This window comes from Cohnella sp. GCM10012308 (genome assembly GCF_042649185.1).
Taxonomy (GTDB): Bacteria; Bacillota; Bacilli; order Paenibacillales; family Paenibacillaceae; genus Cohnella.
The window spans coordinates 255,351-277,105 of record NZ_JBHRYU010000006.1; the positions used below are offsets into that span (position 1 = coordinate 255,351).

A 21,755-nucleotide genomic window follows, 5' to 3' on the forward strand; every position below is an offset into this window, starting at 1 on the left:
GCGTTTCCGTAAATCGGGTTATGGAATCGGGCTTGGCGGCGTTCCTATAATGAATGAAACGCGGATCGCGTTGACGCTTGTCATGAAGGAACGACGGAGGGGGAAGATGATGTTGAAACGCTTGTGGAAAAAAGGATGGCTGCTGCTTCTGCTGGTTTGTCTGGCGGCGGGCGGCAGCGGAGGGCTCGCGCCTCGCGCGTTCGCCGACGCGGCGAACGTTTACGAGGCCGAGTCGGCGGCGAATACGCTGGCCGGCAACGCGGCGGTCGGCGACAGCGAAGCGGCCTCCGGCGGCAAGAAGGTAGGCGGCTTGTACCAGGGCAGCTCCGTCCGGTTTAATGGCGTCGAAGTCGATGCGGACGGCACGTACAAGATCACCGTGTACTACATTTCCGGCGATCAGCGGTCGTTTAACATCAGCGCGAACGGCGGCGGCAAGCAGTACGAGGATCCGCCCAAAACGGCGGATTGGGAAACCGTCGGCAGCTATGAGCTGAAGCTCTCCCTGAAGGCCGGCGTCAATGCGGTTCTGATCGACGACAACAACTGGTACGCGCCGGACATCGACCGGATCGTCGTCGGCGAGCGGACGGAGGATCAGGATCCCGGCACGGAAGAGCCGGACGACGACTGGCAAAAGGAACTGACCGGCACGACCTTCGAAGCGGAAGCGCCGGGCAACGCGCTGACGGGACACGCGTCCGTCTCCGACAGCGCGACGAGCTCGGGCGGCAAAAAAGTAGGCGACCTGTATCAAGGCAGCTCGCTGACTTTTAAAAATGTCGTAGTGCCGGGGACCGGCGTTTACCTCGTCCGGATCTCTTATATTTCCGGCGATCAGCGCCCGGTTTACTTGAAGGTCAACGACGGCGCGGACAGCCTGCTGGATCTGCCGAAGACGGCCGACTGGAACACGGTCGGCACTTACGACGCTTCGGTGGAGCTGCGCAAGGGCGCCAACGAGCTGGTTTTCTCCGATCACGACTGGTATTCGCCCGATATCGACCGGATCGAGGTCATTCCCTTTACGGTCGGCTATGAAGCGGAGGACGAGGCCAACACGCTGAGCGGCAACGCGAGCGTCTCGGACAGCCCGGCCGCCTCGGGCGGCAAAAAAGTGGGCGGATTGTATCAAGGCAGCATGGTCGTCTTCACCGGAATCGCAGCGCCGATGACCGGCGATTACAAGGTGCGTGTCTCCTACATCTCGGGCGATCCGCGCGGCTTCTATATCCGCGCGAACGCCGGCGCCGACCAGTATATTGAGCCGCCGAAAACGCCGGACTGGGATACCGTCGGCGCCGTGGACGTGACGCTGCCTCTTCAGGCCGGCGACAACACGATCGCCGTCTCTGACGGCGACGGGTACGCGCCGGACATCGATCGGATCGTCGTCGAGCCCGCCAAGGCGTCGGAGACGGACACGCCGGACGAGGAGCTCGGCACGCTCGGCGATGCGGGCGCGACGACCGATTATGGCGCGATCTCCGTGACGAAGTATACGTACGGGCTGATGGTTTCGACCGGCGCTTACGACGTCGGCCTGAACGACAAGACCGGCTATGCGGGCTACGACTGGAAGCTCGGGCAGCGGATGTCGGGCGCGTACGGCGCCCTAAAGCTTGGCGGCGAGCTGCTGGAGACGAAGGCATACGCGCATCACGAGATCGCGGGCGCGCCGGCGCCGATCGAGGACGGGTTCGGCAAGGGCGTCGAGATCGCCTTCGTGCATACGTCGCCGGGTAAACCGGCGCTTACGCAAATTTATAAAATCTACGAAAACTGCGCTTATTTTTTGGTCCGCCTGGACGCGGCGGGCGATACGGCGCTGACCTCGAACTACATGGCGCCGATCGCCCTGAAGCGCAAAAGCGGCGTCGATATCGGAGTCAGCGCGGACAACCGCGTGCTGACCGTGCCGTTCGACAACGACGCCTGGGTTCGCTACAAGTCGCAGCCGATGAACCGGTCCGACACGAGCTACGAGGCGACGGCGATCTATAACGCTTCGACGCGCGCCGGGCTCGTGCTCGGCTCCGTGACGCACGACGTCTGGAAGACGGGCATCGATTGGACGGGAGCGTCCGATCGGTTAAACGCGCTGACGGTATACGGCGGCGCGGCCACGCCGGCGACCCGCGACTCGCAGCCGCACGGCAGCATCGCGGGCAGCGAGCTCTCTTCGCCGACCGTCATGGTGGGCGCCTACGCGGACTACCGCGACGGACTGACCGCATACGGCGAAGCGAACGCGGTCGTCGCGCCGAAGCTCGCGCTCGGACCGAACCTGCCGGACGGCGTGCCAGTCGGCTGGAACAGCTGGGGCGCCTACGGCAGCTCGCTGTCCCTCCAGAACGTGCTGGACGTCTCGGATTATTTTAAAAACACGCTGACCGCATTTAATAACGACGGCAACGTCTATATCAACATGGACTCCTATTGGGATAATCTGAACGACGACCAGCTCGCGCAAGCGGTCGCGAAGATTAAATCTAACGGCCAGCACGCGGGTATCTATTGGGCGCCATTCGTCTACTGGGGCAACAACATGAGCCAGCCTGTCGAAGGCACGGACGGGGCATACACTTACGGCGATATCGTGCTGAAGGACGCCTCGGGACAGCCGTTGCCTACGCTCGACGGCGCATACCCGCTCGACGTGACGCACCCGGGCGCCAAGCTGCGCATGAACTACTATTTAAACAAGTTCAAGACGCTTGGCTTTACGTACATCAAACTCGATTTTCTTACGCACGGTTCGCTAGAAGGGAAGCATTACGACCCCGCCGTCACGACCGGAATACAGGCTTACAACCAGGGCATGGCTTACGTGAACCATGTGCTGGACGGCAAAATGTTCATCAGCGAATCGATCGCGCCGATCTTCCCGAGCCAGTTCGCGCACGCCAGACGCATCTCCTGCGACACGTACGGGAAAATCAACGAGACCGAGTACGAGCTGAACTCGCTCACGTACGGCTTCTGGCAAAACGGCACGATCTACGGTTACACGGATCCCGACCATCTGGCGCTGTCGCGCGCGGACAGCCTGGAGGAGGCCCGGAGCCGCGTCAATTCGGGCGTGATCTCGGGCACCGTGCTGCTTGACTCGGACGACGTGAACGACCCGAAGGCCAAATCCTATATGGAGGCGCTGTACGGCAACCGTGAAGTTATCGATCTGGCGCTGAAAGGGAAGTCGTTCCGGCCGCTCGAGGGCAACACGGGCGCGAACGCTGCCGATGCTTTTGTCTTGAAGGACGGCGCGGATTATTATCTGGCCGTGTTCAACTACAGCGCGAGCGCCGCGGCGGACAAAACGATCGATCTCGGACGCGCCGGCCTTGACGCCTCGCTGACGTACGCGGCGAAGGATCTGTGGACGGGCGAAGCGTCCGAGGCGACCGGCTCGCTGCAGTTGACGCTGGCGCCGGCCGGGTCCAAGCTGCTGCGGTTAACGGCGCCGGCCGGCCCGGTCGGCCAGCCGGGCAATCAGCCTGGCAATGGGGCGAGCGATACAGGAGCGTCCGGGGCGGCGAAGGACGGCAAGGTCGTGCTGACCGAAGAGATGCTCCTGCAGAGCGGGACGCAAGGCGCCCCGTCCGTCGAGCTGAAAAACGATGCGCGGGAGCTTGTCATGTCCGGCAAGCTTGCCGCCTCGCTCGCCGAACGGGGACTGACCGTCCGTGCGGGCGCGCTCTCGCTGGAGCTGCCGGCGGATGTTCTGAAGCGGCTGCTCGATCGTCTGCCGGCCGCGCAGCGGGACGGCGGCGAGATCGCCCTCGGCCTGGCGCCGGTCGAGCGCACGCAGGCTGCCGGTTTGGCGGATCAGACTGGCGCAGCTGCGAATGCGCAGGCTGCCTTGAAGGGCGGAATCTACGTGATCAAGCTGACCGTCAAGCCGGCTGGCGGAACGGCCGAGACGATGTCCGAATTCGGCACGCCGATCGTACTGACGCTGCGGACGGATGAGGGCTTCGACTTTGCAAGGGGAGGCATCTATCGCTTGAACGAGACGGGCAAGCCGGCCTACGTTCCAGGCAAGCTCGCAAGCGGCAGCGTAACGGCAGGGATCACGGGTCCCGGCGTTTATGCCGTGCTGACGCTGGATCGCACGTTCGGCGACGTGCCGGCCGATCACTGGGCGGCTGGCGTCATCCGGGAGATGGCGGCCAAGCTGTACGTTGAAGGTAAGGGCAACGATGTCTTTAACCCCGGCGCGTCGGTCACGCGCGCCGAATTCGCGGCGCTGCTGGTCCGCGGATTGGGCCTCGCGCCGCAGCAGGCGGCACAAGACGGGTTCGCGGACGTCGACCCGGCGTCCTGGTACGCGGGCTACGTGTTCGCAGCCGCGAAGCAGGGGCTTGCGACGGGAAGAGACGCAGCCGCGTTCGCTCCGAGCGCGCCGATCTCGCGGGAGGAGATCGCCGTCATGCTCATGCGCGCGTATGCTTGGCGGTCGGCGCGGGAAGGGGCGGTCGGCGCTTCGTTCGGCACGCCTGCAGATACGCCCCACGTTGACCCGGTCCGGACGTTTGCGGACGCAAGCGACATCTCGCCCTGGGCGGCAGAGGCCGTGAACGAAGCGGCGGAACTCGGCCTGCTGCAAGGCAAAGACGGCGGCCGCTTCGCGCCGCAGGCGCCAGCCACGCGCGCGGAGGCCGCGCAGCTGCTGTATGCTTTGATTCGTCCATAGGCGCGGACGAACCGACGCGAATCTGCGTTTTGGTTAGTAACGGTTTCAAAGGGAGGCTCTATTTTGAGCCTCTTTTTGGCTATTTGCCCGAATTTCGCAACACCTCCGTCCGCGCCCCCGCTGTCCGCGCCCCCGCTGTCCGCGCCCCCGCTGTCCGCGCCCCCGCTGTCCGCGCCCCCGCTGTCCGCGCCCCCGCTGTCCGCGCCCCCGCTGTCCGCGCCCCCGCTGTCCACGCCCCCGCTGTCCGCGCCCCCGCTATCCGCAACCCTGCTGTCCGCGCCCCCGTCCCCAGTGACACACCACCGCCGCTAACTCCATCTTCAGCGTCGTTTCTGGAGCAGTAAATGGACTCAGAGGCCGCTATTTTTCAGAATGACGCGCCTGAGGCAGATGTTTCGGACCGAGGAGCCTTTATTTTTGAAAAAGAGCGGCGTCGGCGTGCTGGAAGCGACGAATAGCGGATGCTGAGTCCTCGGAGACGGGAAAATGTGCGAATTTAGAGAAATAGAGGATCGTATGTCCGCAATCGCTCCAGTGCTCCAGTGCCATCACCGCCGCTAACTTTGGCTTTTAGCGACGTCGTCATACTCCAAAACAACGATCCGAAGCCCCCAAAACTGTGTTATTTAGCGTTGCGTTTCCGAGGAACGAGTTATAGAAACCGCTTCCCGACCGAATCTATAATGAACCTATCAACGGAGCGAATGCATGAATCCCCGCATGAATCAAGCAAGGTCGTGCCGCATCGCCAGAGGGAGGGACTTATGGAAGCCTACTTGGAAAAACCGCCGTCGCCGGCGATGGCAACAAACCGCAAGACGGGCAAATGGAAAAAAATGAAGCAGCAAAAGATTTTATACCTGATGATTTTGCCGGCCTTCCTGTGCACGCTCGTCTTCGCGTACGGGCCGATGTTCGGGCTATATATGGCCTTCACCAACTATTCGCCGGGCGGCGGCTCGTTTTTCGGCTCGTTTTTTCACAGCGAGTTCGTCGGCACGCAGTGGTTCCGCTACTTTTTCGAAAACGGCGATTTTTACAAGATCATGCGCAACACGCTCGCCCAGAGCCTGCTGTCGCTGCTCATCGGATTTCCGGCGCCGATCCTGCTCGCGCTCCTCATCAACGAGGTGGGCGGCGGCCTGTTCAAGAGCTTCGTGCAGACGGTCAGCTACCTGCCGCACTTCATCTCCTGGGTCATCGCGGCCAATATCATCGTGACGCTGCTGTCTTCCCAAGGCGCGATCAACGAGCTGCTGATGGCGCTCCACCTCGTCGACAAGCCGGTTCAGTTCCTGCAAAACGGCCATGCCTTCTGGGGCATCATCGCCCTCTCCAATACGTGGAAGGACATGGGCTTCAACGCCATCATCTATCTGGCGGCGATCGCCGGCATCAATCCGGAGCTGTACGAGGCGGCGCGCGTCGACGGCGCGAGCCGCTGGCGTCAGATGTGGAACGTCACGCTACCGTCGCTCAAGCCGACCATCGTCATCCTGTCGATCCTCGCCGTCGGCAACGTGCTGAACGCGGGCTTCGATCAGCAGTACCTGCTGCAGAACACGACCGTGCTCGAGTATTCGGACGTCATCGATACTTACACGTACCGGTACGGCCTGCAGAATGGGATGTTCTCTTACGGCGCCGCGGTCGGATTGTTCAAATCCGTCATCGCGTTTATCCTCGTCGTCGCCGTCAACGCCTGGTCGCGCAAGGTGAACCAGCAGTCGCTCTATTGATCCGCACCGGAAAGGAGGCGCGCGCCGTGTCGCTCGTCAAAAGATCGGAAGACCGTTTGTTCATGGCTTTCGTATACGCGTTTCTCATCCTTGTCTTCCTCGTGACGTTCTACCCGTTCTGGAACATTCTCGTATTGTCGCTGAACAGCGCGGACGACGCGGTCAGAGGCGGGCTCTACTTGTGGCCCAGATCGTTCAGCCTGCAGAGCTATCAGGAGATTCTGAAGGATCAGGAGATTCTGGGCGGCATTAAGGTGACCCTGATGCGCACCGTGATCGGCGCGCCGTTGACCGTGCTCGTCATCAGCCTGCTGGCCTACGCGCTGAGTAAAAAGGACCTGGTCGGCAACAAGCTGATCTCGCTGTTTTTCATCTTTACGATGTACTTCGGCGGCGGCCTGATTCCGTACTACATGATTTTGAAAAGCGTCCATCTGATCGACACGTTCGCCGTCTACATCTTCCCGAACCTGATGAACGTCTTCTTCGTCATCATCGTCCGATCGTTCATGCAGGAGCTGCCCGCCGAGGTGGAGGAGTCGGCCAGGATCGACGGCGCGAACGATTTCCAGATCTACGCCCGCGTCGTGCTGCCGATCTGCGTTCCGGTGCTCGTGACGATCGGCCTTTTTTCAGCCATCAATCAGTGGAATGCCTGGTTCGACTCGTACGTGTTCACCTATAAGTCCGATCTGAAGACGCTGCAGGCGGTGCTGGTCAAAATATTGAACCAATACCAGACGCAGGAATTCACCTCTTCGTCCGGACAGCTCGCGGATTCCGCGAAACGGATGGCGGTCTCCTCGGAGACGATCCGCATGGCGGCGACGATGGTCGCCACGCTGCCGATCGTTCTGGTCTATCCGTTCCTCCAGCGTTATTTCGTCAAAGGCATGACGCTCGGCGCGGTCAAAAGCTGACAGGCCATCCGGCCTTGAGAGGAGGTGAGGAGCTTCGAGGAGAAGGCCGGTGTGCCATTCGATTCTATCGGTGTTATGCTTGATCATCCAACTATCATTCGGGGGGAAATACCATGACCAGCCTGAAAAAATCGGTCGTATACGCTGCCGGCTTCACGCTTCTCGCCTCTATGCTGGGCGCCTGCGGCAATAATAATAACAACGGCGATACGTCCGCGAGTCCGTCCGCCAGCGGGAGCGCTCCGGCGTCGGCCGGCGCTTCCGCGAGCCCGTCCGCCGGCGCGGACGAGAAGCCGATCACGCTCACCTTTTTTGACAAAAATACGGGCGACGCCTTTAACAATGCCGTGGCGCAGGAGATTACCAAGCGGACCGGCGTTACCGTCGAGATCCAGCAGCCGACGGGCAACCCGGCGGAGAAGCTGAACCTGATGCTGGCGAGCAGCGATCTGCCGGACATCGTGCTGATGGACCGCGGCGGCGACATCGTGAACAAATACATCGCTGCCGGCGCGCTTGTCCCGCTGGACGACCTGATCGAGAAGTACGGCCCGGACGTCAAGAGCATGTACGGCGACATGCTCAACAAAACCCGTTTCAAAGACGGCAAAAATTATTATTTGTCCAACTGGTACGGATTCGAAAAAGACGAGCCGAACGGCGGCTTCAACATCCGCATGGACCTGCTCAAGGAGCTCGCGCCGGACAAGGCGGAGGGCGGCAAGCCGTTTACGGCCGACGAATTCGAAGCGCTGCTGCGAAGCTTCAAGGCGAAGTATCCGAACGTGAACGGCAAGCCGTCGGTGCCGCTGACGATGGACGGCTCGAATATGGGCGCCACGCTCGGTACGTTCAAGGGCATGTTCGGCCTGAAATCGTATTACGAGCAGGACGGGAAGCTTCAATTTGACGTAACGGATCCCAAGTATCGCGAGATGCTGCTTTATATGAACAAGCTGTACCGCGACGGATTGATCGACGTCGACTGGGCCATCAACAAGAAGGAGTCCTGGCTGCAAAAGCTCTCGTCCGGCGCCGTACTCGCCTCGACGGGCGCATATTGGGATCTGGGCGATGCCAACACGGCGCTGAAAAAGGATGACGGCGTCGAAAAGGAGTTTTATGCCTATAAGGTCGTAGCGAACGGGGTCGATCCCTCGAAGACGACCTATAGTCCCAAGAGCTCGCTCGGCTGGGACGCGATCGGCATCACGAAGGCGAACAAGGATCCCGAGCGCACGATGAAATTCATCAACTTCCTGGCCAGCGAGGAAGGCCAATACCTGTTGATGTGGGGGATCGAGGGCAAGGACTGGGACATGAAGGACGGCAAGCACGTGCCTCGTCCCGAGACGATGCAAGGATTCAAGGACGACTGGAGCGGCTTCGTGAAGCAGTCCGGCATCCGCAAGTGGACCTGGTTCATCAAAAACGGAAAAGGCACGGACGGTACGCCGTACGATCTGGCCGGACGCTACGACCGCAACGAGATCGATAAGATGGCGATTAAAAACCTGGCGGATTCCGTCTACGACAACGACGCCTACGAGAATCTGGGCCCGCAGGGCGGCACGCCCGAGGCGCTCACCATGCAGAAGGTGCAAGATCTGATGACGCAGTCCGTCACCAAGGTGATCATCGCCAAGAGCGAAGCCGACGCGAACGCCGCGTACGACAAGATGCTCTCGGACATGAAGTCCGCCGGCAGCGACAAGGTCGAGAAGGTTATCAACGATAATTACCAGGAGCGCCTGTCGCTCTGGAAATAAGATGGAACGGGAAAAAGGGGCAGCAGCGATGCCGCTCCTTTTCCGCATCCGGACGGAGGCTAATTATGAATAGCTGGATCATCGAAAACGACGGCAACCGGTTCGTCGCCGACAACGGGATCATGCGGGTCGAAAACGATCTGCGGAGCGGCACGACCGCTTATCGGTGGGCGGACGGTTCGTCCGTCCTGGATACGCACGGCGAGACGCTCGCCGGCGACCGGATGTGGCGGACGACGCATGCGGGGAGCCATGTCCTGCTGCAGGAATCCGTGCTTGCGGACGGAGCCGCAGCAGGCGGGAGCACGTTATCCTGGACGATCGAGCATCGCGGAGCGGATGCCGATAGCCCCGCGCTGCGCCAGCGCTTTGTCCTCACGGCGGGACGGCCCTATGCGCTGACGGAGCTGACCGCTTCGCGCGAGACGTCCTGGTCGACGCGCGAGATCAGCCCCCTGTGCGCGCTGCGCAACGACGGCTCCGTGCTGTCGTTCGGAGAGGAGGCGGAGGCCCGGGCCGAAGACAAGGAGCTGCGGGTGCTGTTCGTGCCGTTCGACAACGACAAATGGGTCCGGTATGCGGCGCATCCGATCCCTTGCGACGTGGAGAGCTATGAGGTGACCTCCGTCTATCATCCCGCGAGCCGCCGCGGCTTCGTCTTCGGATCCGTCTCCCACGACGTATGGAAGACGGGCGTCGAAGCAGCGGGAACCTTTGCCGGCGAGATCGCCAGGCTGCGTATATACGGCGGCGCAGCCGGACTGCATACCCGCGATACGCTGAGACATGGAGCCGTGTCGGGACGCGAGATTCGCTCGCCGCTCGTCTTCGTCGGCAAATACGACGATTATCGGGAAGGTCTGGAGGCTTACGGCCGGGCGAATGCGGAGACCGCGCCCGCGCTGCCCTGGGAGGGCGGCGTGCCTTTCGGTTGGAACAGCTGGTCCGCCGTCATGGACAAGCTGGATGCCGACGTGTACATGCGCGTGTCCGACTTCATCGGCGAAGCGCTCCAGGCGGGCGGCGCGCTGGGCGAGGACGACGCCGTGTTCGTGAACTTCGACGCCTTCTGGAATCATCTGAACGAAGCGGAATTGCAGGCTTGCGTAGACCGCGTCCGCGCGAACGGGCAGCTGCCCGGCATTTACGCGACGCCTTTCGCCTATTGGGGACGCGATCCGGAGAAGCCCGTCGAGGGCTTCGAGGGCGTCGTTTACAGGGAGCTGCTGCTCAAGGACGAGGCAGGCGCGCTCCTGCCGATGCTCGACGGCGCTTATGCGATGGATCCGACCCACCCGATCGTCGTCGAATCGATCCGCCGGCAGCTGGCCAGATTCGTGTCCGCCGGCTTCAGCTACGTCAAGCTGGACTTCCTTACGCATGGCGCGATGGAGGGCAAGCATGCGCTGCACGAGATCGAGACCGGCATCCAGGCGTACAATTACGGCATGTCCGTCGTTAGGGACGCGCTCGACCCGGCGCGGATCGGCCGTCCGTTTTTCATCAACCTGTCGATCGCGCCGCTGTTCCCGCACGGCTATGCGCACAGCCGCCGCATCTCCTGCGACGCTTTCGGCCTGATCGGCGACACGGAATACATGCTGAACGCGCTGACGTCGGCCTGGTGGGTCAACGATACGCTGTACAGGTTTAACGACCCCGACCATACCGTTCTCTACAAAAGCCACAACCAGCGCGCCACGTCGGAGGACGAGGGACGCAGCCGGCTGCATGCGTCGCTCATCGCTGGCACCTCGCTGCTGCTCGGAGACGACTACCGCATGCCCGAAGCCGCAGCCAGAGCGCGGGACTGGCTATCGAGCGGAGAGGCGGTCGCGCTGGCGCGCAAGGGCAGGACGTTTCTGCCCGTGGACGGCGTCGCCGGCGGGGACGCTGCGGACGTATTCGCGCTGCGTACCGACGAAGGGCTCTGGCTCGCTTGCTTTAACTATGACGCTGAGCGCGCCGCTAAACGGACGATTCGATGGGACCGGCTGCCCTTAAACCGTACGGAGGTGTCACGCGCGCTTTCTCTGTACGGCGAGGAGGCTCCGGACGTCAGGCTCGGAGACGACGCGATCGAGCTCGAGCTCGGCGTCGCAGCCTCCGTAGTGTTCTTGCTCGCTGTCCCCGCTTCGTCTGCATAATCTCGTTTTCGGGGAAGCATCGTGCTCCCCAGGTTCGGTTGCTTGTACCTAAGGCGAATTTTGGTTATTCTAAAACTACGTGCCTTCCGGACGCGAACAATCGAACCTGAGAGGGGAAACAAATGATGGCCAAGAGCATAGCGCTCGACTATTCCAAGGCGCTGCAGTTTATCGGGCAGCACGAGATCGATTATCTGGCTCCTGCGGTGAAGCTGGCGCATGAGCAGCTACATAACGGTACGGGCACGGGCTCGGATTACCTGGGCTGGATCAATCTTCCCTTTGACTACGACAAGGAAGAGTTTGCCCGCATCCAGGCCTCGGCCAAGCAGATTCAATCCGACTCCGAGGCGCTTGTCGTCATCGGCATCGGCGGCTCTTATCTCGGCGCCCGCGCCGCGATCGAGATGCTGTCGCATTCTTTTTACAATACGCTCTCCAAGGATCAGCGCAAGACGCCGCAGATCTTTTTCGCAGGCAACAATATCAGCTCGACGTACGTGACGCATCTGCTGCAGGCGCTCGAAGGCAAGGACTGGTCGATCAACGTCATCTCCAAGTCCGGCACGACGACCGAGCCCGCGATCGCCTTCCGCATCTTCCGCGAAGCGCTCGAGACCAAGTACGGCAAGGAAGCGGCCAAGAAGCGTATCTACGCCACGACGGACAAGGCGCGGGGCGCGCTCAAGACGCTGGCGAACGCCGAAGGCTACGAATCGTTCGTCATCCCGGACGACGTCGGCGGACGCTACTCGGTCCTCACGGCCGTCGGTTTGCTGCCGATCGCGACCGCGGGCATCGACATCGAAGCGATCATGAAAGGCGCGCAGGACGCGGCTACGGCGTTGAACAATCCGAACCTCGCCGAGAACCCTGCATACCAGTATGCGGCCATCCGCAACGCGCTGTACCGCAAGGGCAAGACGGTCGAGATTCTCGTCAACTACGAGCCGAGCCTGCACTTCGTGTCCGAATGGTGGAAGCAGCTGTACGGCGAGAGCGAAGGCAAGGATTATAAAGGCATTTATCCGGCCTCCGTCGACTTTTCCACGGATCTGCACTCGATGGGGCAATTTATTCAAGAGGGCAACCGCATCATTTTCGAGACCGTGCTCCAGGTCGGCGAGGTGTCGGAGCAGATCGAGATCCGGAGCGACGCGGACAATCTCGACGGCCTGAACTTCCTGACCGGCAAGACGCTGGACTTCGTGAACAAAAAGGCGTTCGAGGGCACCATTCTCGCGCACACGGACGGCAACGTGCCTAACCTGGTCGTCCAACTGCCGGACCTTACGCCGCACAGCTTCGGCCAGCTCGTCTACTTCTTCGAGATCGCCTGCGGCGTCAGCGGGTACCTGCTGGGCGTCAATCCGTTCGACCAGCCGGGCGTCGAGGCCTATAAGGTCAACATGTTCGCGCTGCTGGGCAAGCCCGGCTTCGAGGAGAAGAAAAAAGAGCTGGAAGCCCGCCTGTAAAGCCTGAACCGCGCATCTCTTACGGATGCCGCTACAACCGCCTTCGGACCTTCGTCCGGGGGCGGTTTTTCCTTATCCATGCCTCATGTTAAACTGGGTGACAAGCATCGGAGCTAAGCTAATGGGAAAGGAAGTTGGAGCATGCTGGCGCGATACGCCACCGTAGCCGGATACGGGGAACAAGAAGTCGTCATTAAAAAGTCGCGCTTCATCGGCCACGCGAAGCCTGCAGAGACCGAAGAGGAAGCGGTCGCCTTTATCGAGGAAATCAAGAAACGCCATTGGAACGCCACGCACAATTGCTCCGCCTATACGATCGGGGAGCGCGATCAGTGGCAGAAGGCGATGGACGACGGCGAACCGAGCGGGACCGCGGGGCGGCCGATCTTGGAGGTGCTCAAAAACCGCGGGCTGAAAAATACGGTCGTCGTGGTCACGCGCTATTTTGGCGGGATCATGCTGGGAGCGGGCGGGCTCGTCCGCGCTTACACCGACGGCGCCGTGGCCGGGACAGATGCGGCCGGGCCGATCGTTCGGGCGCTGCATCGGGAGATCGCGGTGGACGTCGATTATACCTGGTACGGCAAACTGGAGAACGAGCTGCGCGGAAAAGGCGTGAAGGTCGGAGACGTCGCGTTTACCGATCGGGTGCGGGTACTGTGCCTGCCGGAGGAAGGGGAAGCCGAGCGCTTCGAAGCCTGGATGACCGATCTGACGCAAGGCCAGGGGCTCGTGACCAGGGGAGAGGCGCGTTATTTTACGGAGCAGCTCTCATGAGTCAATGATTCAAGCCATCCTTGCGAGCCATGCAGTCCGCAGACCGGACAAGAAGCCCGGCGCCAAGCCCTGCGCCGGGCCCGGCAACGTCAGCCCTCGACGATCTTGACGAAGTATTCGCGGTCCCGCGGTCCGTCGAACTCGCAGAAGTATACGCCTTGCCAGCGGCCGAGCAGCAGCTTGCCGCCGCTGACGATGATCGTCTGCGAATTTCCCGTCGTGATCGCCTTGAGATGGGAAGCCGTGTTCCCTTCCGCATGACGGTATTTGGGATGTGTCCAAGGGTAGATCTCGTCCAGCCGCATCAGTACGTCCCGCTTGACGTCGGGATCCGCGTTCTCGTTGATCGCAATGCCTGCAGTCGTATGCGGGCAATAAACGACGGCCAGGCCTTCCTGAACGCCGGAGCGCGCGACGAGCGCGGCGGTCTGCCTGGTAATATCGACGATCTCGTCGCGGGAAGTCGTGCGGAGCTTCTCTTTGTATAGCATCGTTTGCGGCCTCCTATACGGGCATCCCTTGGAGGGATGCTCCTTCTATTTGACAAAATACAGAAATGTCGTTGACGAATCAAGGGCCGATCTGCTAAAGTAGCAATACCAACTAATTTAATAGGAATTATGGAGTGGCAACAAAGCCCATCCTGGAGGTTCGCATACGTGACAAACATGCTGCAGAGCCGATGGTGGAGCTGGGGATTCCGCAGCACCGTCATGCTTTATTTTATCATTCTTATCGTTTGTCCGATCGCAGGCATTTACGTGCAATCGCTGTCAGGCGGCCTTCAGGCGTTCGCCGACAACATTACTGAGGCACTGGCCTGGAAGTCCGTGCTGCTCACGGTCAAGCTCGCAGTGATCTCTACAATCATCAACGCGGCGGTCGGCACCATGTCGGCCTGGGTGCTCGTTCGGTACCGGTTTCCGGGACGGAGTCTCCTGAACAGCCTCGTCGATCTGCCGTTCGCGCTGCCGACCGCCGTCATCGGCCTGATGATCCTGCTGCTGCTCGGACCCCGCAGTTGGATCGGCAGCGGCGCGGAGCGACTGGGCACGTCGATTCTGTTCCATGAGCCGGCGATCGTCGTCGCCATGGTCTTCGTTACGTTTCCGTTCGTGATCCGCGCAGTTCAGCCGATGCTCGAGGAGCTCGACGCTTCCGCGGAGGAAGCTGCGTATACGATGGGCGCTTCGAAGTCGCGTACGTTCTTGCGGGTCATTCTGCCTTGCATGATGCCCGGCATCGTGAGCGGGGCCATGCTCGCATTCTCCCGCGCGCTGGCGGAGTTCGGCGCGGTCGTGCTGGTCGCTGGCAATATTCCGGGACGCACGCTGGTCGCCTCCGTCTACATCTTCGGCGAGATCGAGAGCGACAATCCCGCCGGCGCCGCCGCGGTATCGGTTTTGCTGCTTACCTTGTCCCTCCTGATTTTATGGACGGTCAGCTTCGTCCGAAGGAGGCGAGCCCGTTGACCATCAGAAGGTTATGGATCGGTTTGACGACGCTCATCTTCGCCGTTCTCCTGATCGTTCCGCTGCTGCGGATCGTGCAGGGCGCGTTCGATCACGGCTGGAGCGGCTTCTCGGCGGGCATCACGCGGCCCGAAGCGCTGCATGCGCTCCTGATGACCGGCATTATCGCGGCGAGCGTTACCGCGGTCAACACGCTGTTCGGCGTCATGCTGTCACTGTATCTGGTCCGCGCGGGCTGGCTCGGCAAGCGGCTCAAAGCCGTCATGAACGGCATCGTCGACCTGCCCTTCGCCGTCTCGCCCGTCATCGGCGGCCTCATGATCGTCCTGCTGCTCGGTCCAGACAGCGCAGCGGGCGCACTGCTCGGCCGTGCCGGCGTAGATATCGTTTACGCGCTGCCGGGCATGATTCTCGCGACGCTGTTCGTTACGTTTCCGATCGTGATCCGCGAGGTCATGCCGGTGCTTCAAGAGGTCGGCAGCCAGCAGGAGGAGGCCGCGCACATGATGGGCGCGTACGCCTGGACGACGTTCTGGCGCGTCACCTGGCCGCTCATCCGCTGGAGCGTCGTCTACGGCGTTATCTTGACGGTCGCGCGCTGCCTGGGCGAATTCGGCGCCGTGCTGGTCGTCTCGGGCAACATTATCAACAAGACGCAGACGGCGACGACGCTGGTATATCAGGACGTCGAGAACTTCGATCTGACGGCGGCCAACTCGGTTGCGCTGGTGCTGGCTGCGGCTTCGGTTCTGCTACTGCTCGTTATGGAATGGTCTAAATCCCGAAAGGAAGTGCATTGAGCATGCATGTCGAAGTGCGGGGATTAAATAAATCGTTTGGCAGCTTTCAAGCGGTCAAGGACGTCGACTTCAGCGTCGAAAAGGGCCAGCTCATCGGCCTGCTCGGTCCGAGCGGCGGCGGCAAGACGTCGATCCTGCGCATGCTTGCCGGGCTCGAGACGCCCGACTCGGGCGACATCGTTTTCCACGGCCAGCGGGTCAACGATCTGCCGCCGCAGGAGCGCGGCATCGGGTTCGTCTTCCAGAACTACGCGCTGTTCAAGCACATGACGGTGAGCGAAAACATCGCCTTCGGCCTCGAGGTCAAAAAGTGGAACAAAGCCAAAATCAAGGAACGCGTCGCCAGCCTGACCGAGTTGACGGGCCTTAAGGGCTTCGAGTCCCGCTATCCGCACCAGCTGTCCGGCGGACAGCGTCAGCGCGTGGCGTTCGCCCGCGCGCTCGCGCCGGAGCCGCAGCTGCTGCTGCTCGACGAGCCGTTCGCGGCGATCGATGCCAAGATCCGTCATGAGCTGCGCTCCTGGCTGCGCGAGATGATCGACCGCCTCGGCATCACCTCGATTTTCGTCACGCACGACCAGGACGAGGCGATCGAGGTCGCGGACGAGATCATGATCATCAACAAAGGCAATCTGGAGCAGAAGGGGTCTCCTTGGGAAATTTACAAGGATCCCAAGACGCCGTTCGTCGCCGGCTTTATCGGGGAGTCCCGCATCGTCGACAACATCGGCGAGCTTCGCGGCTTCGCCGACGCAGCTGCATCTGCGGGCACCAAAGGCCTGATCCGGCCGGAGTATATCGAGATCGGACGCAAGGAAGAGTTCACGCAGCTGCTCTCGGCGACGGAAGCCGGCCGCGTCAGCCACATTCATTTCCGCGGCAGCGAATGGCTCGTGGAGGTAGAGGTAGGCGGGATCAAGCTCGTCACCTACAGATCGCTCGAGAAAGAAGTGCTCCATCCGGGCGACGAAGTGCAGGTGCTCGTTCACCGCGCGTATTTGTTCAACGACAGCGACAGTTGGGTGATGGAAAACAAGCTGAAAGCTGACCCGATGTTCGTTTATATCTGATAAAGGCGCCGGCAGTCCGCGAGGGCTGCCGATCGTCTGCGATCGTTCGGTTGCATATGCGGGAGCCTGCGGAGGCACCGCCGGGAGGTTGGCGTTCTTGAATAGCAACAAGATAACAAGGCGGCGCGGCGCTGGCCGCCGGCTGAGCGGATGGCTGCTGGCCGCGGCGCTCACGGCCTCGCTGGCCGGCTGCGGCGGCGCGCAATCGTCTAACGGCTCTCCAGCCGAAGGCGAAGGCAGCGCCGCGCAGGATGCGGGGACCGCGACTATCGTCGTCGGCGCGTACTCGGTCGCGAAGGACGCGCTGCAGGAGATTCTGCCCGCCTTCGGCCGGGAATGGGAAGCGAAGACGGGACAGAAGCTCAAGTTCCAGGAGTCCTACGAGGCGTCGGGTACCCAGGCCAGATCGATCGTCGGGGGCTTCAAGGCGGATGTCGCCGTGCTGTCGCTCGAGGGCGATATGGACAAGATCGTCAAGGCCGGGCTTATGAGCGCGGATTGGAAAAAGACGGAGACGAGCGGCATGATCACGCGCTCGATCGTCGTATTGGGTACGCGGGAAGGCAATCCGCTTGGCATTACCGGCTTCGCGGATCTCGCCAAACCAGGCGTTAAAGTGCTGTTTCCCAACCCGAAGGTATCGGGCGGCGCGCAATGGGACATCAACGCGATCTATGGCGCCGGGCTGAAGCAGGCGGAGCGCGATTCGGGGAAGAAGGATCCGGATGCCGCCAAGACCTTCTTGAAAGCCGTCTACCGGAATGTCGAATCGATGGACAAAAGCGGCCGCGCATCTATGGCGGCATTCGAATACGGGGTCGGCGACGTGATCGTCACCTATGAAAACGAGCTGCTTGCCCGGGTGGCGCAGGGCGTGCATTACGACATCGTGACGCCGGAGGATACGATCCTGATCGAGAATCCGGCGGGCGTCGTCGATGTCAACGCGGACGCGCACGGCGTTCGCGAAGCCGCCGAGGCGTTGGTCGCATACATGAGCGGGGCGGAAGCGCAAAAGGTGTTCGCGGAGCATGGCTTCCGGCCGGTGAACGAAGAGGTGGCGAGCCGCTATGCGGACCGGTACGCGACGCCCTCCGGCTTGTTCGATATCGGCTATCTCGGGGGATGGAGCCAGGTTCGGAGCGAGCTGTACGCCAAACGCGGCGTATGGTATCAGGTGCTGGCCGGCAAGTGATCGCACGAAAAAGAACAGCACGACAACGAACAACACGACAAAGGACGAAGGCGCGTTCGGCGCCTTCGTCTTTTTTTGGAAGATCAGAAAGTATAAATTGGGCGGCATTCGCAGTCGAGTATCCGTACCTTCGGTATGCTGGAGCATTACGGTGGCTTGCGAGCCTCAAAAACCTGCATCTATACATGTATTGTCTGCCGACCAACGGTATCTGGTGAAATACCTGCAAATATGCAGGTAAATCCAATGCGCAAGCCGGAAATCCGGCTGATGACGTAAAATAACTGCATATTTGCATCTTTCGTAGTTAAAAGGGTCGACTTCGGCGGAAAAAGATGTATATTTGCAGGCATTGCTGTTAGGGATGATGCAGTCAACGGAACGCAAGCGACGGAAAGCAAGTGATGGAATACAGTGACGGAACGCAGGTGACGAAACGCCGTCAAAGGAACGCAAGCGACGGAACGCAGGTGACGGAATGTAGGCGACGGAATGTAGGCGACGGAACGCAAGCGACAACATCCGGCGAGAACGCACGCGCCGTAACGCGGGTCCATGGGCATGGCTGCCGATGAGCCATCGACGGGCGTTCTTCACGATTTCAGTTCCGGGTATCCGCCAAACTTAAAGGACCGTCAGGACGATCTCCCCCTGACGGTCCTACTTTGTTTTATGGAGAACTCGTATCGCGAAGTCTTCCACAAACCGTTCGGGCTCGACGCTCGAACGGTTTTCTTTTTAAGGGGTCTCATCGTCCCTCTCCGACCGGCGCTTGCGGCGTTCGCTGCGCACGAGGAATCCGACGAGGATGAGTATGACGGAAAGACTAATGATCCAATAATACATCGGGTAAGGCTGATCGTGAATAAAAATGAACGTTCCCTCCATTGAAGTAACTTCATGTATTGATTTTATATTAAATAAAAATTGTAAAAAATTCAAGTAAAAACTTGATTTATATGCAAGTAGGGCCGAAGCCGATTTGAAATCTCTTATACTGGAGCAAAAAGTGCGGGGTGTAACCGTTGACATTCGGCAAACGCTTGAAGCTGGCCAGGCAAGAAAAGCATATGACGCAAAACGATGTCGCGGGCGCGCTGGGCGTAGACTTCACCACGATATCCAAATACGAGAACAACCGGTCGCAGCCGGATAATGAAATATTGCGGGAGCTTGCAAGCATCTACGAGGTATCGCTCGATTGGCTGCTGACGGGCATCGATAAGGAACAGCCTTCCGCCGATCCGAACCGTTTTGTCATTCAAGGCGTCGAACAGACGCTAACGGAGGAAGAGGCGGGACATCTGCGGGAACAGCTCGAGATGTACCGGCTTCTGCGCGAGAAGCGGAAAAAAGAGAAGGACGCCGATCGGCGAAAATCGTAAAAGGCTTCCGGGCTGCTCTGAATAAGAGCTTGCGGAAGCCTTTTTTGATGTTCAAAACGGATCTTCGAGGGAACCAGGCATGGGGCTAACAGCGAACCGGCGAACTTAAGCGTTCAAAATAAATTTGTCGACGACCTGCTTTACGCCATCCTCGTTGTTGCTTGCAGTAATGTAGTCGGCGATCTCGCGCAGCGCGGGAACCGCGTTCGCCATGGCGACGCCGAGACCGGCGGCCTCGATCATCTCGCGGTCGTTCCAGGAGTCGCCGATCGCGATCGTTTGATCCATCGTCAAGCCGTAATGCTCGGCCAGAAATTGAAGCGCATGCCCTTTGGTGCCTTCGCTGTGCGTGAATTCTAAATAATGCGGCTTGGACTTCGTGATATGAACATCCGGTCCGAGCAGCGCATGAAGCTCAGGCGCAATCTCGTCCAGCATAGCCGGCTCGTCGATGATGATCAGCTTCGTATGATGTCCGGCCGGCAGCGCGTCCAGCTCGGGCTCGACGGTATAGGGAATGTTCGATTGCTTTGCGTAAGCGGCCAGTCGGTCTCCGTCGTCAAAGGAATAGAGCTTGTCGTCAATATAAGTCTGCAAGTGCAGCTTGCGGGCGCGCGTAAAGCCGTACAGCTTGCGGACGGCTTCGAGGTCGACGGAACGCTCGTACAACGTGCGCTCGTCGAGCAGATTGCGGACCAGCGAGCCTTGGTAAGTGATGAGCGGTACGTTCAGGCCGACCTGAGCGGCCGTCTGCTTGGCCGAGGCAAACATGCGGCCCGTAGCCAGGGTCACATGGACGCCTTGCGATATCGCTTGCGCGAGCGCGTCCTTCGTCGCTTCGGTTACTTCGAGCTTGTCGTTTAGCAGCGTATCGTCGAGGTCGATCGCGATGAGCCGGTAAGAAGACATGGCAGGTTTCTCTCCTTTTTATGTAGGGGGACAGGTTTCCTCGATTGTAACGCATTTGAGTACGCAGGAAAATGTATAAAATTTCCTAATCGTGGAACCATTCTTGTGCCAGAGCCGTCTAATCGTTCGAAGGCCAACCAGCGAATGGGTAAATAGCTATTACAAGACAGGGTGGAAAGGAAGAGGTCCAATGCGCGATACGAGAGAACAAACGAAGCGAAGGTCGGTCATGCGCCAGCCTGCATTCGGACTCGTGCTGTTGTTGTCGGTCGGCCTTGCGGCTTGCTCTAGCGGGTCGAACGATGCCGCTCCGGACGCTTCGGCAACCGTCACAGCCTCGGCGCCGGCACAGACGTCTTCGGCGAGCGCGGGTCCGGCCGCAAGCGCATCCGCATCGCCTTCGCCGTCGGCAAGCGCGACATCCGATGACAATGCCGAAGCCGCGCTGCTCGAGGCGTTCAAGGAGCAAGCCCAGTCCGACCTGTCGGCCGCGGAGTTGAACAAGGCGCTTGACGACAAGCTTGCGCAGGCCTCGCCGGAAACTGGAGATGCGCTCATGCGAGAGATGCTCGCCTATTATGATCGGCGACTGCCGGATTTGCAGGGGAAGTTCGAGCCGGAAAAGGTCCAGCAGGCGCTGCAAAAGCTCGATTGGCCGCCTACCGCGCAGCAAATCGGTCAAATTAAGGATGATCAGGTTCGCGCGCTCGCTCAGGGCGCCATAGACGGCGGATACAAGCTGGAGACGACCGAGGGCTACTATTTCCCCGTCATAGATTATGGCAAGCTGAAACGCGCGGACGCGCGGGTGACAGCCGCGATGAAGGATTATATCTCGCTGCTGGCCGTCGAGTCGGATCAGAAGTCGGCCTCGGACGGGGGGCTCGTCATCGAGCGTGCGGAGGTCGCCGCGCGCGCCGCCCAAGCGGAAGCCTACGTGGTTGCGCATCCCGATGCGCCCGAGCGCGGGCAGGCCGAGGATTTGTTTGCTACGCGTTACATCCCGTTTTTGCTGATGGGACTGGACAACACGCCGGTTTTCGACTTCGATACGTTCAAGCTCGATTCGCAGGTCAAAGCATCGCTGGAAAAGAACATCGCCGATGCTCCGGGCACGGTTACGGCAAAGCTCGCCCAGGAATTTCTGGCCATCGTGGAGAAAACGGGAGGCGTTGTCTACAAAAAGGGCAAAGGCGGGGAGCAGGTCGCCATTCCGGAGGTCAAGGCATTCTACGACGGGCTGGAGGCGAATGCCCGCAAGCTGCTAGACGAAGCCAATCCGAATAAGTAAGCGCCAATATCGCACAGGATATCGTATGGGCGCACGCGGACAATTTGTATAAAATAGAGTATGGAAAACGTTTTACATGATGCGTGCGCCATACGATTACTTTGTGCGGA

The 21,755-nt window shown here is 60.4% G+C and carries 15 protein-coding genes; 13 read left to right on the forward strand and 2 right to left on the reverse strand.

Translation table 11 applies throughout. The annotated features are described in order from the left end of the window. Window positions 1-106 precede the first annotated feature (106 nt). From ACFOTD_RS10460 to ACFOTD_RS10490, 7 genes are all read left to right on the forward strand, one after another. Window positions 107-4,696 (forward strand): S-layer homology domain-containing protein, encoded by a 4,590-nt coding sequence (locus tag ACFOTD_RS10460; RefSeq protein ID WP_378118365.1) that lies wholly within the window; start codon window positions 107-109, stop codon window positions 4,694-4,696. 764 nt (window positions 4,697-5,460) lie between these two features. Then, window positions 5,461-6,435, forward strand: coding sequence for an ABC transporter permease (locus ACFOTD_RS10465; RefSeq protein WP_378118367.1), 975 nt, complete (start codon window positions 5,461-5,463; stop codon window positions 6,433-6,435). Window positions 6,436-6,497: 62 nt separating this feature from the next. Then, window positions 6,498-7,355 carry a carbohydrate ABC transporter permease gene (locus ACFOTD_RS10470; RefSeq protein ID WP_378118410.1) on the forward strand — a complete coding sequence of 286 codons (858 nt, stop codon included), beginning with the start codon at window positions 6,498-6,500 and terminating at the stop codon, window positions 7,353-7,355. Between the two features lie 113 nt (window positions 7,356-7,468). Continuing rightward, window positions 7,469-9,124, forward strand: a complete 1,656-nt coding sequence (locus tag ACFOTD_RS10475) for an ABC transporter substrate-binding protein (RefSeq protein WP_378118369.1) — start codon at window positions 7,469-7,471, stop codon at window positions 9,122-9,124. A 65-nt stretch (window positions 9,125-9,189) separates the two neighbouring features. Further along, complete coding sequence (locus tag ACFOTD_RS10480; RefSeq protein WP_378118371.1) at window positions 9,190-11,271, forward strand: alpha-amylase family protein; 2,082 nt, start codon at window positions 9,190-9,192, stop codon at window positions 11,269-11,271. Window positions 11,272-11,396: 125 nt separating this feature from the next. Then, window positions 11,397-12,746 carry a glucose-6-phosphate isomerase gene (locus ACFOTD_RS10485; protein ID WP_378118373.1) on the forward strand — a complete coding sequence of 450 codons (1,350 nt, stop codon included), beginning with the start codon at window positions 11,397-11,399 and terminating at the stop codon, window positions 12,744-12,746. 141 nt (window positions 12,747-12,887) lie between these two features. Further along, on the forward strand, window positions 12,888-13,523 hold the full coding sequence (locus ACFOTD_RS10490) for a YigZ family protein (protein WP_378118375.1): 636 nt from the start codon (window positions 12,888-12,890) through the stop codon (window positions 13,521-13,523). Window positions 13,524-13,612: 89 nt separating this feature from the next. On the opposite strand, the gene ACFOTD_RS10495 is transcribed toward ACFOTD_RS10490, so the two are convergent. Continuing rightward, window positions 13,613-14,014: a secondary thiamine-phosphate synthase enzyme YjbQ gene (locus ACFOTD_RS10495; protein ID WP_378118377.1), complete on the reverse strand. Its 402-nt coding sequence runs from the start codon at window positions 14,012-14,014 to the stop codon at window positions 13,613-13,615. A gap of 168 nt (window positions 14,015-14,182) precedes the next feature. On the opposite strand from ACFOTD_RS10495, the gene cysT reads away from it, so the two are divergent. The 5 genes from cysT to ACFOTD_RS10520 all read left to right on the forward strand — a co-directional run bounded on the left by cysT (window position 14,183) and on the right by ACFOTD_RS10520 (window position 19,445). Further along, entirely contained in the window at window positions 14,183-14,995 is an 813-nt protein-coding gene (cysT, locus tag ACFOTD_RS10500; protein WP_378118379.1) for a sulfate ABC transporter permease subunit CysT, read from the forward strand. A 2-nt stretch (window positions 14,996-14,997) separates the two neighbouring features. Beyond that, window positions 14,998-15,795: a sulfate ABC transporter permease subunit gene (locus tag ACFOTD_RS10505; RefSeq protein WP_378118412.1), complete on the forward strand. Its 798-nt coding sequence runs from the start codon at window positions 14,998-15,000 to the stop codon at window positions 15,793-15,795. A gap of 2 nt (window positions 15,796-15,797) precedes the next feature. Then, window positions 15,798-16,865, forward strand: a complete 1,068-nt coding sequence (locus ACFOTD_RS10510; RefSeq protein ID WP_378118381.1) for a sulfate/molybdate ABC transporter ATP-binding protein — start codon at window positions 15,798-15,800, stop codon at window positions 16,863-16,865. Window positions 16,866-16,962: 97 nt separating this feature from the next. Then, on the forward strand, window positions 16,963-18,060 hold the full coding sequence (locus ACFOTD_RS10515; protein WP_378118383.1) for a sulfate ABC transporter substrate-binding protein: 1,098 nt from the start codon (window positions 16,963-16,965) through the stop codon (window positions 18,058-18,060). 1,025 nt (window positions 18,061-19,085) lie between these two features. After that, entirely contained in the window at window positions 19,086-19,445 is a 360-nt protein-coding gene (locus ACFOTD_RS10520; protein ID WP_378118385.1) for a helix-turn-helix domain-containing protein, read from the forward strand. A gap of 105 nt (window positions 19,446-19,550) precedes the next feature. On the opposite strand, the gene ACFOTD_RS10525 is transcribed toward ACFOTD_RS10520, so the two are convergent. Next, a complete protein-coding gene (locus ACFOTD_RS10525; protein WP_378118387.1) occupies window positions 19,551-20,354 on the reverse strand; it encodes a Cof-type HAD-IIB family hydrolase in 804 nt (267 codons plus the stop codon). Window positions 20,355-20,544: 190 nt separating this feature from the next. Here ACFOTD_RS10525 and ACFOTD_RS10530 point away from each other — a divergent pair, with 190 nt between their 5' ends. Continuing rightward, complete coding sequence (locus ACFOTD_RS10530; protein ID WP_378118389.1) at window positions 20,545-21,645, forward strand: hypothetical protein; 1,101 nt, start codon at window positions 20,545-20,547, stop codon at window positions 21,643-21,645. The last annotated feature ends 110 nt before the right edge of the window (window positions 21,646-21,755 follow it).

Excerpts from the sequence above, each read along its gene's own strand:
- ACFOTD_RS10460 (WP_378118365.1), top strand. The coding sequence starts at position 107 with ATGATGTTGAAACGCTTGTGGAAAAAAGGATGGCTGCTGCTTCTGCTG.
- ACFOTD_RS10465 (WP_378118367.1), top strand. The coding sequence starts at position 5,461 with ATGGAAGCCTACTTGGAAAAACCGCCGTCGCCGGCGATGGCAACAAAC.
- ACFOTD_RS10470 (WP_378118410.1), top strand. The coding sequence starts at position 6,498 with ATGGCTTTCGTATACGCGTTTCTCATCCTTGTCTTCCTCGTGACGTTC.
- ACFOTD_RS10475 (WP_378118369.1), top strand. The coding sequence starts at position 7,469 with ATGACCAGCCTGAAAAAATCGGTCGTATACGCTGCCGGCTTCACGCTT.
- ACFOTD_RS10480 (WP_378118371.1), top strand. The coding sequence starts at position 9,190 with ATGAATAGCTGGATCATCGAAAACGACGGCAACCGGTTCGTCGCCGAC.
- ACFOTD_RS10485 (WP_378118373.1), top strand. The coding sequence starts at position 11,397 with ATGGCCAAGAGCATAGCGCTCGACTATTCCAAGGCGCTGCAGTTTATC.
- ACFOTD_RS10490 (WP_378118375.1), top strand. The coding sequence starts at position 12,888 with ATGCTGGCGCGATACGCCACCGTAGCCGGATACGGGGAACAAGAAGTC.
- ACFOTD_RS10495 (WP_378118377.1), bottom strand. The coding sequence starts at position 14,014 with ATGCTATACAAAGAGAAGCTCCGCACGACTTCCCGCGACGAGATCGTC.
- ACFOTD_RS10510 (WP_378118381.1), top strand. The coding sequence starts at position 15,798 with ATGCATGTCGAAGTGCGGGGATTAAATAAATCGTTTGGCAGCTTTCAA.
- ACFOTD_RS10525 (WP_378118387.1), bottom strand. The coding sequence starts at position 20,354 with ATGTCTTCTTACCGGCTCATCGCGATCGACCTCGACGATACGCTGCTA.
- ACFOTD_RS10530 (WP_378118389.1), top strand. The coding sequence starts at position 20,545 with ATGCGCGATACGAGAGAACAAACGAAGCGAAGGTCGGTCATGCGCCAG.